At 65.4% G+C, this 15,012-nt stretch carries 17 protein-coding genes; 16 read left to right on the top strand and 1 reads right to left on the bottom strand.

Annotated elements, in window-relative coordinates; translation table 11 throughout:
- Window positions 1–101: 101 nt before the first annotated feature.
- The 11 genes from urtE (at window position 102) to C9F12_RS10145 (ending at window position 9,316) form a co-directional block, all read left to right on the top strand.
- Window positions 102–800, top strand: a complete 699-nt coding sequence (gene urtE, locus C9F12_RS10195) for an urea ABC transporter ATP-binding subunit UrtE (RefSeq protein WP_108448800.1) — start codon at window positions 102–104, stop codon at window positions 798–800.
- A 256-nt stretch (window positions 801–1,056) separates the two neighbouring features.
- The gene (locus C9F12_RS10190) at window positions 1,057–1,980 is read left to right on the top strand and encodes an urease accessory protein UreD (protein ID WP_108448799.1); all 924 of its coding nucleotides are present in this window, start codon (window positions 1,057–1,059) and stop codon (window positions 1,978–1,980) included.
- 61 nt (window positions 1,981–2,041) lie between these two features.
- Window positions 2,042–2,344, top strand: coding sequence for an urease subunit gamma (ureA, locus tag C9F12_RS10185; protein WP_045992496.1), 303 nt, complete (start codon window positions 2,042–2,044; stop codon window positions 2,342–2,344).
- A 74-nt stretch (window positions 2,345–2,418) separates the two neighbouring features.
- Window positions 2,419–2,772: an urease subunit beta gene (locus tag C9F12_RS10180; RefSeq protein ID WP_108448798.1), complete on the top strand. Its 354-nt coding sequence runs from the start codon at window positions 2,419–2,421 to the stop codon at window positions 2,770–2,772.
- Complete coding sequence (ureC, locus tag C9F12_RS10175) at window positions 2,769–4,472, top strand: urease subunit alpha (protein WP_108133079.1); 1,704 nt, start codon at window positions 2,769–2,771, stop codon at window positions 4,470–4,472. Before C9F12_RS10180 ends, ureC begins: the two co-directional genes overlap by 4 nt.
- 55 nt (window positions 4,473–4,527) lie before the next feature.
- The gene (ureE, locus tag C9F12_RS10170; RefSeq protein WP_108448797.1) at window positions 4,528–5,175 is read left to right on the top strand and encodes an urease accessory protein UreE; all 648 of its coding nucleotides are present in this window, start codon (window positions 4,528–4,530) and stop codon (window positions 5,173–5,175) included.
- Window positions 5,175–5,870: an urease accessory protein UreF gene (locus tag C9F12_RS10165; RefSeq protein ID WP_108448796.1), complete on the top strand. Its 696-nt coding sequence runs from the start codon at window positions 5,175–5,177 to the stop codon at window positions 5,868–5,870. Before ureE ends, C9F12_RS10165 begins: the two co-directional genes overlap by 1 nt.
- 101 nt (window positions 5,871–5,971) lie before the next feature.
- Window positions 5,972–6,622 carry an urease accessory protein UreG gene (gene ureG / locus C9F12_RS10160; RefSeq protein WP_045992492.1) on the top strand — a complete coding sequence of 217 codons (651 nt, stop codon included), beginning with the start codon at window positions 5,972–5,974 and terminating at the stop codon, window positions 6,620–6,622.
- A 56-nt stretch (window positions 6,623–6,678) separates the two neighbouring features.
- Window positions 6,679–7,293 (top strand): HupE/UreJ family protein, encoded by a 615-nt coding sequence (locus C9F12_RS10155; protein WP_108448795.1) that lies wholly within the window; start codon window positions 6,679–6,681, stop codon window positions 7,291–7,293.
- Between the two features lie 169 nt (window positions 7,294–7,462).
- Window positions 7,463–8,905 (top strand): phospholipase D-like domain-containing protein, encoded by a 1,443-nt coding sequence (locus C9F12_RS10150; RefSeq protein ID WP_108448794.1) that lies wholly within the window; start codon window positions 7,463–7,465, stop codon window positions 8,903–8,905.
- A gap of 189 nt (window positions 8,906–9,094) precedes the next feature.
- A complete protein-coding gene (locus C9F12_RS10145; RefSeq protein ID WP_045992490.1) occupies window positions 9,095–9,316 on the top strand; it encodes a DUF1049 domain-containing protein in 222 nt (73 codons plus the stop codon).
- On the opposite strand, the gene C9F12_RS10140 is transcribed toward C9F12_RS10145, so the two are convergent.
- Window positions 9,252–10,235, bottom strand: coding sequence for a YihY/virulence factor BrkB family protein (locus C9F12_RS10140; RefSeq protein WP_083970369.1), 984 nt, complete (start codon window positions 10,233–10,235; stop codon window positions 9,252–9,254). The two genes, C9F12_RS10145 and C9F12_RS10140, sit on opposite strands and share 65 nt — an antisense overlap.
- Before the next feature lie 111 nt (window positions 10,236–10,346).
- Between C9F12_RS10140 and C9F12_RS10135 the strand changes: the two genes are divergently transcribed.
- The 5 genes from C9F12_RS10135 (at window position 10,347) to dcd (ending at window position 14,906) form a co-directional block, all read left to right on the top strand.
- Window positions 10,347–10,745, top strand: a complete 399-nt coding sequence (locus tag C9F12_RS10135) for a DCC1-like thiol-disulfide oxidoreductase family protein (RefSeq protein WP_108448793.1) — start codon at window positions 10,347–10,349, stop codon at window positions 10,743–10,745.
- A 178-nt stretch (window positions 10,746–10,923) separates the two neighbouring features.
- Entirely contained in the window at window positions 10,924–11,334 is a 411-nt protein-coding gene (arfB, locus tag C9F12_RS10130; RefSeq protein ID WP_045992488.1) for an alternative ribosome rescue aminoacyl-tRNA hydrolase ArfB, read from the top strand.
- A gap of 248 nt (window positions 11,335–11,582) precedes the next feature.
- Entirely contained in the window at window positions 11,583–13,199 is a 1,617-nt protein-coding gene (locus tag C9F12_RS10125) for a hypothetical protein (protein WP_108448792.1), read from the top strand.
- 177 nt (window positions 13,200–13,376) lie between these two features.
- Complete coding sequence (gene apbC / locus C9F12_RS10120) at window positions 13,377–14,180, top strand: iron-sulfur cluster carrier protein ApbC (protein ID WP_204248941.1); 804 nt, start codon at window positions 13,377–13,379, stop codon at window positions 14,178–14,180.
- Window positions 14,181–14,339: 159 nt separating this feature from the next.
- Window positions 14,340–14,906: a dCTP deaminase gene (gene dcd, locus C9F12_RS10115; RefSeq protein WP_045992486.1), complete on the top strand. Its 567-nt coding sequence runs from the start codon at window positions 14,340–14,342 to the stop codon at window positions 14,904–14,906.
- Window positions 14,907–15,012: the final 106 nt, after the last annotated feature.

Below are 15,012 nucleotides of genomic sequence, written 5' to 3'. Positions count from 1 at the left end.
GCGCTGTACTGGGCGGACGGCGCATCCCGCGGCAGGCTGGCCACGCTGTGGGCGAAGGTCTGCGGCCGGTGGGGGCAGGAGACAGGCAAGGAGGTGGATCGATGCTGAGCATTCGCGGGCTCAATCAGTTCTATGGCGAGAGCCACACCCTGTGGGATCTCGATCTCGACGTGCCCAGGGCGGCCTGTACCTGTGTGCTGGGTCGCAATGGCGTCGGCAAGACCACCCTGATGAAGGCGATCATGGGCGAGGTGCCAATCACCGGCGGTGAGCTTCGCTACGCCGACGGTGTCGCGCTGGAGAGCCGTCGCCTCGAGGATCGCTCACGCCTGGGCGTGGGATACGTGCCCCAGGGACGCCAGATCTTTCCGCTGATGACGGTGGAGGAGAACCTGCGCACTGGCCTTGCCGCCCGTGGTGATGGCCTGCGCCAGGTGCCCGAACGGATCTATGAGCTGTTCCCGGTGCTCAAGGAGATGCGTCACCGGCGTGGCGGCGATCTGTCCGGCGGTCAGCAGCAGCAGCTGGCGATCGGGCGCGCCCTGGTGATCGAGCCGAAGCTGTTGATCCTCGACGAGCCGGGGGAGGGCATCCAGCCCAATATCGTCGCCCAGATCGGCGAAGTCATCCGTCGGTTGATCGCCGATGATGGGCTGACCGTGCTGCTGGTGGAGCAGAAACTGCCCTTTGCCCGTCGCTTCGCCGACCACTTCGCCATCCTCGATCGCGGGCGGAGAGTCGCCGTCGGTGATATCGGTGAGCTCGACGACGCCGTGGTGAAGCGCTACCTGACCGTCTGAGCGGTAGCGCGTCAATCAGGATGAATCGCTGCACATCAATGGTGCGCAATCGTAAGGTTGCGCACTTTTTTTGTGCGCGGCCAAAGGCGTGCTTTTCTCTGGTGCAATCCTTGGCTGTTTAATAAGAAATTGAAAAATAAGTAGAAAAATAGAGATTTGAGAAGCTGGTACGGGGCTTGCACCTTGATTGGGCAATGGTGGTGGCCTTTTTTACTTTCGCTTGCCACGCCGACTCGACGGACCGCCCGGGAGAGCCATGAGCGCGCAGACAACACAGGATTCGACCGATCGGCACGGCCATCGCTTCGACGAGGGACGGCGCTGGGAGGCCAGCCTCGATCTCGGCTTTCGCCATGATGGCCAGGCCACTCGCCTCTATCGAGTGGATCATCGCGGCCCCCTGCGGGTGCAGCGTCCCTTCTATCCCGAAGGCCGCGACGGCACCTGCCACGTCTATCTGCTGCATCCCCCGGGGGGCCTGGTCAGCGGCGATATCCTGGATATCCAGGCGCGGGTGGGCGCGGGGGCGCGGGCGCTGCTGACCACACCGGCGGCCAACAAGCTGTATCGGGCCGACCGCAACGCCGTGGCCTGGTCCCAGCGCACTCGTCTGGTGGTCGAGGAGGGCGGGCTGCTCGAGTGGTTGCCCCAGGAAACCATCGCCTTCGACGGCTCGCGAGGGGTGCAGGCCACCGAGATCGAGCTTTCCGGCAGCGCCCGCTGCCTGGGCTGGGAGGTGCTGGCGCTGGGCCGGCCGGCCAGTGACCTGCCGTTTGCCAGCGGCCACCTCGAACAGCGCTTTCGGTTATCCCGGGACGGACGACCACTGTGGATCGAGCGCCAGCCCCTCGACCCTGACCATCGTCGTTTTCACGGCGCCTGGGGGCAGCGAGGGTGCAGCGTCCAGGCAACCCTGTGGGCGGTCGGGCTCGAAGACGAGTCCGCGGCGATCGAACGTCTGCGCCAAGGGTTGGGGCAGGGAGGGAATGACCTTGCCGGCAGTCCCGGCGCTGGTGAAGCCGAGCGCTGGGCCGTCACTGTGCGTGATGGCGTCCTGCTGCTGCGCTACCTCGGTTACTCGCGGCGCGAGGCCTGGTCGCTGTGCGAGGCGGCCTGGACGTTGCTGCGTCCGATGCTGATGGATCGCGAGGCCTGTGTGCCACGCATCTGGTTTACCTGAATGTCATGCCGGGCGGGACAGGCGACCCCTGGCCACCCTGACCAACATCGAGGATGAAAGGATGGAGCTGACACCGCGTGACAAGGACAAGCTCTTGCTGTTTACCGCTGGCCTGGTGGCCGAGCGGCGACGCGCCAAGGGGCTCAAGCTGAACTATCCCGAGGCGGTGGCCTTGATCAGCTGCGAGATCATGGAGGGTGCCCGGGAAGGCCTGAGTGTGGCCGAGATGATGAGCCGAGGGCGCCAGATACTGGGGCGTGACGAGGTGATGGAAGGGGTGGCGGAAATGGTCGACGAGGTGCAGGTCGAGGCCACCTTTCCTGACGGCACCAAGCTGGTAACGGTGCACAACCCGATCTCGTGAGGTTGCCAGGCCCCGGCTTGATCCGGGGGCGACGCGACAGGCTCATACGCTGATACCAATAGGGAGGGCGCGGGATGATCCCCGGAGAATACCAACTGAAGGACGGTGACATCGCCCTGTGCGAGGGTCGCGACAGGGTCACGCTGGAGGTGGCCAATCGCGGAGATCGACCGATTCAGGTCGGATCCCACTATCACTTCGCCGAGACCAACCCGGCACTGGCGTTCGATCGCGACAGGGCGCGGGGCTTTCGTCTGGACGTGGCCGCGGGCAGCGCGGTGCGCTTCGAGCCGGGGCAGAGCCGTGAGGTCACCCTGGTAAGCTTCGCCGGACGTCGTCATATCTACGGCTTTCGCGGTGAAGTCATGGGCGCGCTGGACGATACGGGCGCACACAGCGGCGACAGCGGTCAGGAGGACGCCCGATGAAGATCAGTCGTCAGGCTTATGCCGACATCTATGGCCCCACCGTCGGCGACCGGGTGCGCCTGGGAGACACCGAGCTGTGGATCGAGGTAGAAAAGGACGCCACCCACTACGGCGACGAGGTCAAGTTCGGTGGTGGCAAGGTCATTCGTGACGGTATGGGGCAGAGCCAGCGTCTCGACCAGACGGTGATGGACACCGTCATCACCAATGCCCTGATCCTTGACTGGTGGGGCATCGTCAAGGCCGACGTGGGCCTCCAGGCGGGGCGCATCGCCGCCATCGGCAAGGCCGGCAATCCAGACACCCAGCCGGACGTCACCATCGTGATCGGACCCGGCACCGAGGTCATCGCCGGCGAGGGCAAGATCCTCACCGCCGGCGCCATCGACGCCCACGTGCACTTCATCTGTCCGCAGCTGGTGGACGAGGCCCTGGCCAGCGGCATCACCACCATGCTGGGGGGCGGTACCGGGCCTGCCACCGGATCGAACGCCACCACCTGCACGCCGGGGGCCTGGCACATCCATCAGATGCTCAAGGCCTGCGACAGCCTGCCGATGAACATCGGTCTGCTCGGCAAGGGCAACGCCAGTCTGCCTGAAGCGCTGGAGGCCCAGATCGAAGCGGGCGCCATGGGGCTGAAACTGCACGAGGACTGGGGTACCACCCCGGCCTCCATCGATACCTGCCTGAGCGTGGCCGAGCGCTACGACGTCCAGATCGCGATCCACACCGACACCCTCAACGAGTCCGGTTTCGTCGAGGACACCCTGGCGGCGTTCAAGCAGCGCGGCATCCATACCTACCATACCGAAGGCGCCGGGGGCGGCCACGCACCGGACATCATCACCGCCTGCTCGAAGGACTATGTGCTGCCGTCGTCGACCAACCCGACCCGGCCCTACACGGTGAACACCGTCGACGAGCACCTGGACATGCTGATGGTGTGTCATCACCTCGACCCCAATATTCCCGAGGACGTGGCTTTCGCCGATTCGCGCATTCGCCGCGAGACCATCGCCGCCGAGGACATCCTGCATGACCTCGGCGTCATCTCGATGATCGCCTCGGATTCCCAGGCCATGGGACGCGTCGGCGAGGTGGTGTGCAGGACCTGGCAGACCGCTCACAAGATGAAGGTGCAGCGTGGTTTACTGCCGGAAGATCAAGAACGTGGCGCCGACAACCTGCGTGCCCGCCGCTATGTGGCCAAGTACACCATCAACCCCGCCATCACCCACGGCCTGGCCGATGAGATCGGTTCTGTCGAGGTGGGCAAGCTGGCCGATCTGGTGCTGTGGGATCCGGCCTTCTTCGGCGTCAAGCCGGCGCTGGTGCTCAAGGGGGGAATGATCGCCATGGCCCCCATGGGCGACCCCAATGCCTCTATCCCGACTCCCCAGCCGGTGCACTACCGTCCGATGTTCGGGGCGCTGGGCCAGGCCGCCGCGGCGACCCGGGTGAGCTTCGTGTCTCAGGCCGCGCTGGATGCGGGGCTCAAGGATCGGCTGGGGCTTCAAAGCAGCCTGGTGGCCTGCCGGGATGTGCGTGCGGTGCGCAAGGGCGACATGAAGCTCAATGACCGTTGCCCGGATCTCAAGGTCGACGCCCAGACCTACGAGGTCACCTGCGATGGCGAGCTTCTGACCTGTGAACCGCTGGACGTGCTGCCGTTGGCCCAGCGCTATCACCTTTTTTGAGTCAGCGATGATGACGGTTTTCGACAGTGCCGCTGACAGTACCAAGGAGTCATCCATGAGTTCGCTATTGTCGCTGACCCGCCGGCTCGGGCCGTTGCCCGTCGGCGATGGGCAAGACGGCGTCCAGGACACCCTGACCCTGAGCTACGACGATCGCATCAAGGGGCGCCTGCGGGTGACCCTGGACAGTGGGCGTGCGGCGGGTCTGTTTCTCGAACGCGGTCCGGTGCTGCGCCACGGCGACGGTCTTCAGGCCGAGGACGGCAGCCGCGTCCGGGTCATCGCTGCGCCGGAACCGGTGGTGACCGCCTGGGTAGCGCCGGGGCCGGACGCCGGCCTTGCGTTGGCTCGGTTGTGCTACCACCTGGGCAACCGCCACGTGACCCTCGGTATCGGCGAGGGCGAGTACCAGGGTGACGCCTGCTGCTACGTGCGCTTTGCGCCGGACCATGTGCTGGAAGAGCTGGCCGAGCGGCTTGGTGCGCGGCTCGAGCACCACCAGGCGCCGTTTGATCCCGAGCCGGGCGCCTACACCATGGGTGGGCATTCGCATGGTCATTCGCACAGCGATTCTCATGACCATGACCATGACCATGGGCACGGGCATTCGCACGGGCATGGCCATTCACACGGCTCGCCACATGGCTCTTCACATGGCTCCTCACATGGCTCCTCACACAGCCACGCTCAGGGGATCACCTGATGGCCGGGATCGAGTCTGCGTCACAGGCGCACGATGATCTGGCCCTGCTGGGGCTGCTGCAGCTGGTCAGCCCGGCGTTGCCGATCGGCGCCTTCGCCTGGTCCCAGGGGCTCGAGAGCGCCTTCGAACTGGGCTGGGTTCACGATGAAAAGAGTCTTGGCGACTGGCTCGAGGGCGTGCTGGAGGATGGCCTGGCGGTGGCGGAACTGCCTGCCCTGGCGCGACTCGTCGAGGCCTGGCAGCAGGGCGACGAGGATAGGGTGGCGCATTGGGACTGCTGGCTGGGGGCGGTACGCGAGACCCGAGAGCTGCGCGAGGAGGATCGCCAGCTGGGCGCGTCGCTGGTGCGCCTGATGCGCAGCCTGGGGCTGGCGCCCGAAGCCGGCTTGCCTGACGAGCCTGGCTATGTGACCGCCTTCAGCGCCCTGGCGGTAGCCCGCGGGTTGCCGCCGCGACAGGCCATGCTGGGCTTTGCCTGGGCCTGGCTCGAGAACCAGCTGGCGGCAGCCTGCAAGGCGCTGCCGCTCGGGCATACCGCGGCCCAGCGACTGGTCGAGCGGCTGCGTCCGGCGCTGGTCGAGGCGGTGGGGCGTGCCCTGATCATCGACGATGACGACATGGGGCCGGCGCTGCCGGGGCTCGCCCTGGCCAGCGGCCTGCACGAAACCCAGTACTCGCGGCTGTTTCGCAGCTGAGCGAGTGACAACGATGCCATCGATACCGGGGTATCGACGGCGCCATTTTCCGGTCTTCGACACGTCGGGGAATGGCCTTACATGACAGGCAGGAGAACACCATGACCACTTCAACCACTCCCTCCCAGTGCCTGCGCGTCGGCGTGGGCGGCCCGGTGGGCTCGGGCAAGACGGCGCTGCTCAAGCAGCTGTGTCGGGCCCTGCGTGATCACTACGATATCGCAGTGGTGACCAACGACATCTACACCAAGGAAGACGCCGACTTCCTGACCCGCAACGAGGCGCTGTCGCCGGATCGCATCCTCGGCGTCGAAACCGGCGGCTGTCCGCACACCGCGATCCGCGAGGACGCCTCGATGAACCTGGCGGCCATCGACGAGCTGCACCGCCGCCATCCTGGGCTCGAACTGGTGCTGGTGGAGTCCGGCGGCGACAACCTGTCGGCCACCTTCAGTCCTGAGCTGTCGGACCTGACGCTCTACGTCATCGACGTCTCCGCGGGTGACAAGATCCCGCGCAAGGGCGGGCCGGGCATCACCAAGTCGGATCTGTTGATCATCAACAAGATCGACATTGCCGAGCAGGTGCATGCTTCGCTGGAGGTGATGGACCGTGACTCGCGCAAGATGCGTGGCGAACGTCCTTTCGTCTTCACCAATCTGTATGACGGCGTCGGTCTCGACACCATCATCGGTTTCATTCTCGAGCGGGGCATGTTGCCCGACCGGCGAGCCGAGGCAGTGGAAGCCTGAATCGCCCGTTACCACGCAGCCGAAGCGTTGCGTTCTCAGTCAACAAGGAGTCTGTCATGACACAGCGTTCTCGTGTTTCTTCCCGTTCCCTGGCGATCGCCGGCGCCATGGCCGCTGGCCTTGTCGCACCGCTGGCGCTGGCGCACCCCGGCCACGGCGTCGAGCATGGCGGCCTTGCCGCCGGCCTGATGCATCCCTGGTTGGGGCTCGATCACCTGCTGGCGATGGGGGCCATCGGCCTGTGGAGTCTGGGGCAGGGGGCAGCCATGCGACGTTTTACCCCGCTGATGGCACTGGCTGGCATGCTGGCCGGGGCTGGTCTGGCGCTGGCCGGCGCGCTTCCCGCCGGCGCCTTGCCCGGTGTGGAAGGGGGAATTGCCCTGTCGGTGCTGATCGCCGGGGTCATGGTGGCGGCGCTGATGCGTCTGCCGGCAGCGCTTGGCGGAGGCCTGGTGATCGCCCTGATGACGATGCATGGCATCGCCCACGGCGCCGAGATGCCTGCAGCCGCCTCACTCGTCGCCTACGTGGTGGGCTTTTCGGCCTCGACGCTTGCCATCACCATGCTGGCGCGGGTGCTGGGTGGCTGGCTGGCCAGCCGCGAACAGCGCCTGGTGCGTGCCCTCGGCGCCGCCATCGCGGTCTGCGGTGGGGTGCTGGCGCTGAGCTGAGCGATCTCCCACTGACCGTCGATGGTCTCTCGCGCCCGGCCCTGTGCCGGGCGCGAGCGTTTGAGGCTGCTGCATCGCCCCGCCTGCGACGGCGGAGACGAGTACGTGTGTGGGTGAAACGTTTTGGGCTATGCTCGTGCGCCACGGATGAATTCGCCAAGAGGACGCTATGGCCAGGCTGGGACGCACGATCAAATGGAGCGGGGCAGTACTGCTGGTCGCCTGGGCGGGGATGGGGCTGTGGCAGAGTATCAAGCCACTACCGGAAAACGTCGGCAAGGCCTGGCCCGAGCGGCCAGTGGGCGAGGTCGAATTTCTCGCCGATCGAACCTGGTATGACGAGGGTGGCCGCCGCCATCTTGATCAGCACATCTTTGACGAAGCGGTGGCGATGATCGAGGGTGCCCGCCGGCTGATCGTCGTCGACATGTTCCTGTTCAATCGCCTCGAAGGCAGCGGCGGGGGCGAGTTTCTGCCCTTGGCCGAACGCCTTGCCGATGCGCTGATCGCCGCCCGCCAACGCCAGCCGTCGCCGCGAGTGGTGGTGATCACCGACCCCCTGAATACTCTCTATGGAGGCCAGCGGGTGCCACTCTATCAGCGGCTCGAGGCGGCGGGGGTCGAGCTTGCCATCACCCGTCTCGATCGCCTGCGCGCCTCCAACCCGCTGTGGTCAGGCCTTTGGCATCTGGGACTGGATCGGCTTGGCAACGATCCGGACGGCGGCTGGCTGCCCAATGCCTTCGGTGGCGAGCCGGTGACCCTGAGAAGCTACCTGGCGCTGCTCAATTTTCGCGCCAATCATCGCAAGACGCTGACGGTGGATCACGCCGAAGGGTGGTCGACACTGATCACCTCGGCCAATCCCCACGACGGCAGTAGCCTGCACTCCAACGTGGCGCTGAGGATCGACGGCCCCGTGGCCCATGACGTCATCGCCTCCGAGGCCGAGGTGGCGTCCTGGTCCGGCGTCGAGGTATCGCAGCCGCCAGCGCCCGAGGCCGAGACATCGGATGGCGCGATGGCGCAACTGCTGACCGAAGCCGCCATCCGTGACGCCGTGCTTGCTCAGGTCGATGACACCGTCGCCGGCGATCGGCTGGATGTCGCCGCTTTCTACGTCGCCCACCGCGGGGTGGTCCAGGCGCTGAAGGAGGCCAGCGGGCGAGGGGTGGCGGTTCGGGCGCTGCTCGACCCCAATCGTGAGGCCTTCGGTTTTGAAAAGGGAGGCCTGCCCAACCAGCCGGTGGCCGAAGAGCTGCTGGACGCGGGCGTTCAGGTGCGCTGGTGTGTCACCGACGGTGAGCAGTGCCACAGCAAGGTGGTGTTGGTGAGAAGGGGCTCGGCGAAGGACGAGCTGGCGGACGCCGTGATTCTGGGCTCGGCCAACCTGACCCGACGCAATCTCGACGACTTCAATCTTGAAAGCAGCGTCTTGCTAAAAGGGCGAGGGGTCGCCGCCATCGACGAAATCGGCGCCTGGTTCGACCAGCGCTGGGACTCGAGCGACGGACGTCGAACCAGCCGAGCCTGGGCGCCGCGGGACGAGGCTGGCTGGTTCGATGGCTGGCGCTATCGATTGATGGAGGCCAGCGGCCTGTCCACCTTCTGACCTCGCTGGTGGGCTGCGCAGGACGGTGGAGATACCGACGCGGGACCACGATGTGCCTCGACCGGCCAGCTTGACAGTCCGCCACCCCGCGACCATGTTTCACACGCTGGCCGACGCTCGCTTTGACACAATTTCGAGCTCGGCCTGGCGACATCGCAACGCCCGTGTCGGGCACAAGGAGAGTCTTCGATGGAAAAGTTCTGGTTGGTGGTAAAGGTCGTGATTCTGGCGCTGATCGCCATCCTGGTGGTGCAGAACATCGAGATGGTGCAAGTGAAACTGCTCGGCTGGACCATTGCCATGCCGATGGCCCTGCTGGTGGTGGTGATCTACCTGCTGGGCATGATCAGCGGTCGCGGCCTGATGGGGCTGATTCGTCGCCTGCAGGGCAAGGAGCCGCAGCGCCGCTGAGGGCATCGACCCGCGAGCGCTTTCGAGGGTCCTGGTGCCAGGGCAGGCCGAGGCGGCAGTTGTGCTCGAGCTCTGCGATGACCTGGGCGCCCAGCAGCAGGATCACGGCGCCGATCTCGAGGCTCAGAAGTACCACGATCAGGGTCGCCAGGGGGCCGTAGACCGCGCTTACCAGTGACAGGTTGGCGAAGTAGTAGACCAGGGCGATCCTGACCCCTTCCCACATCAGGGCGGCGGCAAAGCCCCCGGCCAAGGCGCGCCTCAGGGAAATGCGTACCACCGGCAGGACCTTGTAGATGGCGCTGAACAGCAGGAAGACGCCGACGAAGCTGGTCAGGTTGAGGGCCGGCTCCGACAGCGAGGCCATGGGCAGCTCACGGCCGTATAGCGCCATCCACAGTCCATTGAGGGTGCTGGCCAGGCTGACCGCCATGGCCAGCGCCAGCAGCGCCGCACTCAGTACCAGCATGAAGGCGTAGGGCAACAGGAAGGACACCCAGAGGCTGCGGGTGTCCTTGACGTCGGGCTTTCTGAAGATCAGCGCCAGGGCGTCTTCCAGCATGCGAAAGGCGAAGGAGCTGAAGATCAGCAGCACCGGGATGCCGTAGATGCCGATCGCGTCGCGGGAGTCCAGCAGTGCGCGCACCGACTCCAGCATCACCTCGGCGTGGGTCGGGGCGATGTGGCGTGCCTGCATGGCGATCACATTGAGCAGCTGCTGCTCGTCAACGACCTGAGCCATCGCCACCACCATCAGTGCGAACAGCGGAATGGTGGACAGCAGAATATTGAAGCCGACCCCGCCCGCCAGCAGCATTCCCCGATTATGCAGAAAGTGGGTCAGCACCCGCCACATGAAGAAGGCGAGCCGTGGCAGCAGAGTAAAGACGGCGTGTTGGTACCAGCGCGGTGCTGTCATGGGCCCGAATCGTCCTTGAGGGATAGGGCATGATACGCTGGGAGCCAGTGTCAGCGTCAAACCCTTGCCCAACCAGATGGTCAAAGGGCGGGGGTACGCCGGGAGGAACGAGTGGCATCTGCAGACCAGGAATCCCGCACCGAATCCGACGCCAGGCTGATCTATGATGGACAGTGTCCATTGTGTCGGAGCTTCGTGTCGCGCTACGGACTGTCCGAAGGGCGGCTGGAACTCGTTGATGCGCGCCATCACCCCGAAGAGGTCCGGCGTCTGGAGCGTCTGGGCTGTCGCCTGGACGAGGGTATGGTGCTGGAGCTCGGCGACGAGCGCTACCATGGTGATCAGGCGGTACGTATGGCGGCAGTGGCCGGGCGAGGTCGAGGTCCGTTGTCGCGTGGGATGCTGTGGTGGCTGTCGTCGAGACGGCGAGCACGCCTCAGCTATCCGCTGCTCAAGGCCGTTCGTCGTGTCATGCTCAAGGGGCTCGGCGTCGGTCCGATCAGGCCTTGAAGTGTGTCGCTCCCACCGGATGGGGCCGCCGACGGCCTGGCGTTGATCATCAACATTGAGCATCAGCAACGGGCATCAGCACTGGGTATCAGCACCGGGCATCGGCACCGACCAGCGATACTGGCCACCAACGCCGTTCATCTACCGTCATTTATCAAGCCACCAGGAGGGAGGCAAGATGCAACTAAGTCGACGTCTGTCGGTCCCTCATAGCGAGATCGCCATGAGTGCGATTCGTGCCCAGGGAGCCGGTGGCCAGAACGTCAACAAGGTCGCCTCGGCGATTCATCTGCGCTTCGATATTCAGGCATCGTCGTTGCCTGACGACGTCAAGGAGCGCCTTTTGGCGCTCAATGATCATCGCATCACCCAGGACGGAGTGGTGATCATCAAGGCCCAGTCGGAACGCACCCAGGAGGCCAACCGCGCAGCGGCACTGGCGAGGCTGAAATCGCTGTTGCAGCAGGGACTGGTGATTCCCAAGGCGCGTCGCGCCACCCGGCCCAGCAAGGCGGCCAAGCGGCGTCGCCTCGAAGGCAAGAAGCAGCGGGGCAAGCTCAAGTCGCTACGCGGCAAGCCGGAGACGTAGTGCGTCGAACAGGCGCTGCATCCTGAACGCTTGTGAGGGCGGCTTTCCGCAGACTCCTGCGCTTCGGTAATGGGGCTCGACGCTCTGCGGAAAACATGCTCGGATAGGGTACACGGCAATTTTCTAATGCTCGCTAGCGCGTATTTTTGATGGAGCACACCCCTGACGCGCCCGCAGTCAGGCAGTATGCTGTGATCACTTTGGTCCTCGAACCTCAGGACCCGTCCCACCCCAAGGGAGACCCCCGAATGGAAGAGATCAATCCCGACAAGGACAACAACACCGAGAAGGATGGCAACACCTCCGAGGCGACCCAGTCTTCAGCCTCCGGCAAGGATGCCAAGGAGCTGTTCAAGGACAATCGCGTCAAGGGCCTGGCGGCGGTGGCCGGCGTCAGCCTGATCTGGGCCATCGGTGCCCAGCTCAGCGCCAGTTCCAACGGCGAGGCACGCACTGCCCTGACCAAGGAACTCGATGCCAGCGAGTCACGCGTCGAGACCCTGCGCGAGCAGGTGTCCGGGCTGGAAGAGAGCCAGGCTACCCTGGAAGCCCAGCGTGCCGAGCTCGAGAGCCAGGTATCCCAGTGGGAAGAGGCCGAGACCTCGCTTGAGGAAATGCGTGCCCAGCTCGAAACCCTGAAGGCCGAGGAGGCCGAAGCGCGTACCGCCCAGGCGGCAGCCGAAGAGCAGGCCGCCCAGGTACAGGCCGATCTGAAGGAACTCGAATCCACCCAGGCATCCTTGCAGTCCGACCTGGTGGCGGCGCGCAATCGTCTGGAAGAGGCGCAGAACGAACAGCAGCAGCTGGTGGAGCGTCGTGATTCGCTCAAGTCCGAGGCTGAGTCCTTGACCGGTGAGGTCGATGACGCCGAGAAGCGCCTGAGTGATCTGGAAAGCTCCATCGAAGAGAAGCAGAGCGCCGTCGGTTCACTCGAGGAAGAAGTGGCGAGCCTCGAGAGCCAGCAGCAGGAGGCGCAGAAGCAGGCCGAGCAGGCCCAGGCCCGCCTCGAGCAGACGCTGGCCAGCACCGCCGAGCAACGCGAGCAGGCCGAGGCGCGTGTTCGCCAGGCCGAGTCCCGTGCCGAGGAAGCGGTCGCCCGCCGCGATGAGCTGCAGGCCAGGATCGATGAACTCGAGGCCCGTGCCGACGAGCGTCGCCAGCGTCTGGCTCGTCTCAACAATCAACTCGACACCTGGCGCATCGAGCTCGAGAACCTCGATCGTGCCACCGCCGAGCTCTCCGATGGCGCATCCTCCGGTCAAGGCAGTGACAGCGAGGGTAGTGCCGACGAGCAGGCCTCGTCCCAGGGCGAAAGCAGCAGCGGCTCCGTCGAGGTCATCAGCTCCGGGGGTGGCGACCAGAGTGGTGGCGGCGAAAACAGCGGCGACCAGAGCAGTGATGGCATGAGCCAGGCCGATATCGCCGTTCAGTCGGCGAAGCGGTCGGCGGCAGAGGAACAGTCGTCGCAGGAGCAGGACTCTTCTCAGTCCTCGGGCAACAGCGCGGCCTCGGCCAGCGAGCAGGGCTCCAACGAGAGCGCCGCCGAGGACGAGGACGTGGCCTCGTCCGAGTCCATGGAGAAGACCCCGGGTGGCAGCGAGGGTGATCAGGCTTCTGCCGACGCCTCCCAGAGCGGGGAAGGTTCCTCCGCCGACGCTTCCCAGGCGGATGCGGCCAGCGAAGAGGGCTCCGCCGATGCGGCCGCCGAGGGCGAGGAGTCGTCTACCCAGTGGACCGATGAGGTAGCCTCCGGTGCCGCCGAGGCCGTCGAGACGGTCAAGGACGTGGCCCGTCAGGCTGCCGAGAAGGTGCGCGATGCGGCAGCCTCGGTCACCGACGACGCCAGCACCGAAAGCACCAACTGAGCGTCAGCGAGACGGTTGCCGGCGGTGACGCCGGCAAGGTTGCGGGAAGCAACAGCGGCGGGCCTTCGGGCCCGCCGCTGCGTTTGGCGGTCCCGCTTCGCTTAACCTCGCGCCGCCTGGGCCCTATACTGGCCCGGCGGATTAACCGCGCCCATCTGGAAACAGGAGCGAGACGTGATCGAAGGGGTCAAGCATATCGTTGCCGTGGCATCGGGCAAGGGTGGTGTCGGCAAGTCGACGGTGACCGTGAATCTGGCGCTGGCCATGGCCGCCGAAGGCTATCGCGTCGGCGTTCTCGACGCCGATATCTACGGGCCCAGCCAGGCGCAGATGCTGGGAGTCGGCGAAGGCGTGCGCCCCCAGGCGAGCGGCGAGAACCAGTTCCTGCCGCTGGAGGCCCACGGCATCCAGGCCATGTCCATGGCGTTCATGGTCGACGTTCGCGAGCCCATGGTGTGGCGTGGCCCGATGGTGGCGGGGGCCTTCCAGCAGATGCTTAACCAGACACGCTGGAGCGACCTGGACTATCTGTTCGTGGACATGCCGCCGGGCACCGGTGACATCCAGCTCACCCTGGCCCAGAAGGTACCGGTGGACGGCGCGGTGATCGTCACCACGCCCCAGGACATCGCCTTGCTGGACGCGCGCAAGGGCATCGAGATGTTCCGCAAGGTCAAGGTCCCGGTGCTGGGCGTGGTCGAGAACATGAGCCTGCATACCTGTTCGAAGTGCGGCCACAGTGAGCCGGTCTTCGGCGAGGGGGGCGGAGAGCGCATCGCTGCGGAGTACGATACCCGGGTGCTGGGGCGCCTGCCGCTGTCGATGGGCATTCGTGAGCAGGTGGACGGTGGACGTCCCAGCGTGGTCGCCGAGCCCGACGGCGAAGTGGCGACGACCTTCCGCACCATGGCGCGTCAGGTGGCCGAGCAGATCGACGGTGACGGTGGCGACCAGGGGCCGAGCATCAGCTTCAGCGAGTAAGGGCCGGCGGAGGATGACGCCTGGCGGCGTCGCCGGCTGATCCTCATCAAGCGCCTGTCAGGCGCCTATCACCTTTGCATCGTGACGTGGCAGCGAGGGGCCGCTATCATGTGGCCCCACCGAACGCGTCCACTCTTCGAGCACCCAGCAGGAAGTCCCATGAGCATCAAGTCCGACAAATGGATCCGCCGCATGGCCGAGAACGAGGGCATGATCGAGCCCTTCGAGGCCGATCAGGTTCGCTACGTCAACGACCGGCGGGTCATCTCCTATGGGACCTCGAGCTACGGCTATGACGTACGCTGCGCCGACGAGTTCAAGGTGTTCACCAACATTCACTCGGCGGTGGTCGATCCCAAGGCCTTCGACGAGAAGAGTTTTGTCGACATCAAGGGCGATGTCTGCGTGATTCCGCCCAACTCCTTCGCGCTGGCGCGGACCGTCGAGTACTTTCGCATCCCGCGCAGCGTGCTGACCATTTGCCTGGGCAAGTCCACCTATGCGCGTTGCGGCATCATCGTCAACGTGACGCCGCTGGAGCCGGAGTGGGAAGGTCACGTGACCCTCGAGTTTTCCAACACCACCAATCTGCCGGCCAAGATCTACGCCAACGAGGGCGTGGCACAGATGCTGTTTCTGGAATCTGACGAGATCTGTGACACTTCCTATGCCGATCGTGGCGGCAAGTACATGGGCCAGCGTGGAGTGACTCTGCCGCGCACCTGAGTGCGAAGAGGCGAGGGCTTACCGCTCACGCGACTGCTGCATGCAAGGCCCACAGACAACAAGGCCCGCCGATCGCTCGGCGGGCCTTGTTGTTTCAGTCGACAGC

Origin of the sequence: Halomonas sp. BN3-1 (assembly GCF_003056325.1) — a bacterium.
Classification (GTDB): domain Bacteria; phylum Pseudomonadota; class Gammaproteobacteria; order Pseudomonadales; family Halomonadaceae; genus Halomonas; species Halomonas litopenaei.
Note: the sequence above shows the minus strand (reverse complement) of the source record. Positions and strands in the feature narration are given on the sequence as shown.

Excerpts from the sequence above, each read along its gene's own strand:
- urtE (WP_108448800.1), top strand. The coding sequence starts at position 102 with ATGCTGAGCATTCGCGGGCTCAATCAGTTCTATGGCGAGAGCCACACC.
- C9F12_RS10190 (WP_108448799.1), top strand. The coding sequence starts at position 1,057 with ATGAGCGCGCAGACAACACAGGATTCGACCGATCGGCACGGCCATCGC.
- ureA (WP_045992496.1), top strand. The coding sequence starts at position 2,042 with ATGGAGCTGACACCGCGTGACAAGGACAAGCTCTTGCTGTTTACCGCT.
- C9F12_RS10180 (WP_108448798.1), top strand. The coding sequence starts at position 2,419 with ATGATCCCCGGAGAATACCAACTGAAGGACGGTGACATCGCCCTGTGC.
- ureC (WP_108133079.1), top strand. The coding sequence starts at position 2,769 with ATGAAGATCAGTCGTCAGGCTTATGCCGACATCTATGGCCCCACCGTC.
- ureE (WP_108448797.1), top strand. The coding sequence starts at position 4,528 with ATGAGTTCGCTATTGTCGCTGACCCGCCGGCTCGGGCCGTTGCCCGTC.
- C9F12_RS10165 (WP_108448796.1), top strand. The coding sequence starts at position 5,175 with ATGGCCGGGATCGAGTCTGCGTCACAGGCGCACGATGATCTGGCCCTG.
- ureG (WP_045992492.1), top strand. The coding sequence starts at position 5,972 with ATGACCACTTCAACCACTCCCTCCCAGTGCCTGCGCGTCGGCGTGGGC.
- C9F12_RS10155 (WP_108448795.1), top strand. The coding sequence starts at position 6,679 with ATGACACAGCGTTCTCGTGTTTCTTCCCGTTCCCTGGCGATCGCCGGC.
- C9F12_RS10150 (WP_108448794.1), top strand. The coding sequence starts at position 7,463 with ATGGCCAGGCTGGGACGCACGATCAAATGGAGCGGGGCAGTACTGCTG.
- C9F12_RS10145 (WP_045992490.1), top strand. The coding sequence starts at position 9,095 with ATGGAAAAGTTCTGGTTGGTGGTAAAGGTCGTGATTCTGGCGCTGATC.
- C9F12_RS10140 (WP_083970369.1), bottom strand. The coding sequence starts at position 10,235 with ATGACAGCACCGCGCTGGTACCAACACGCCGTCTTTACTCTGCTGCCA.
- arfB (WP_045992488.1), top strand. The coding sequence starts at position 10,924 with ATGCAACTAAGTCGACGTCTGTCGGTCCCTCATAGCGAGATCGCCATG.
- C9F12_RS10125 (WP_108448792.1), top strand. The coding sequence starts at position 11,583 with ATGGAAGAGATCAATCCCGACAAGGACAACAACACCGAGAAGGATGGC.
- dcd (WP_045992486.1), top strand. The coding sequence starts at position 14,340 with ATGAGCATCAAGTCCGACAAATGGATCCGCCGCATGGCCGAGAACGAG.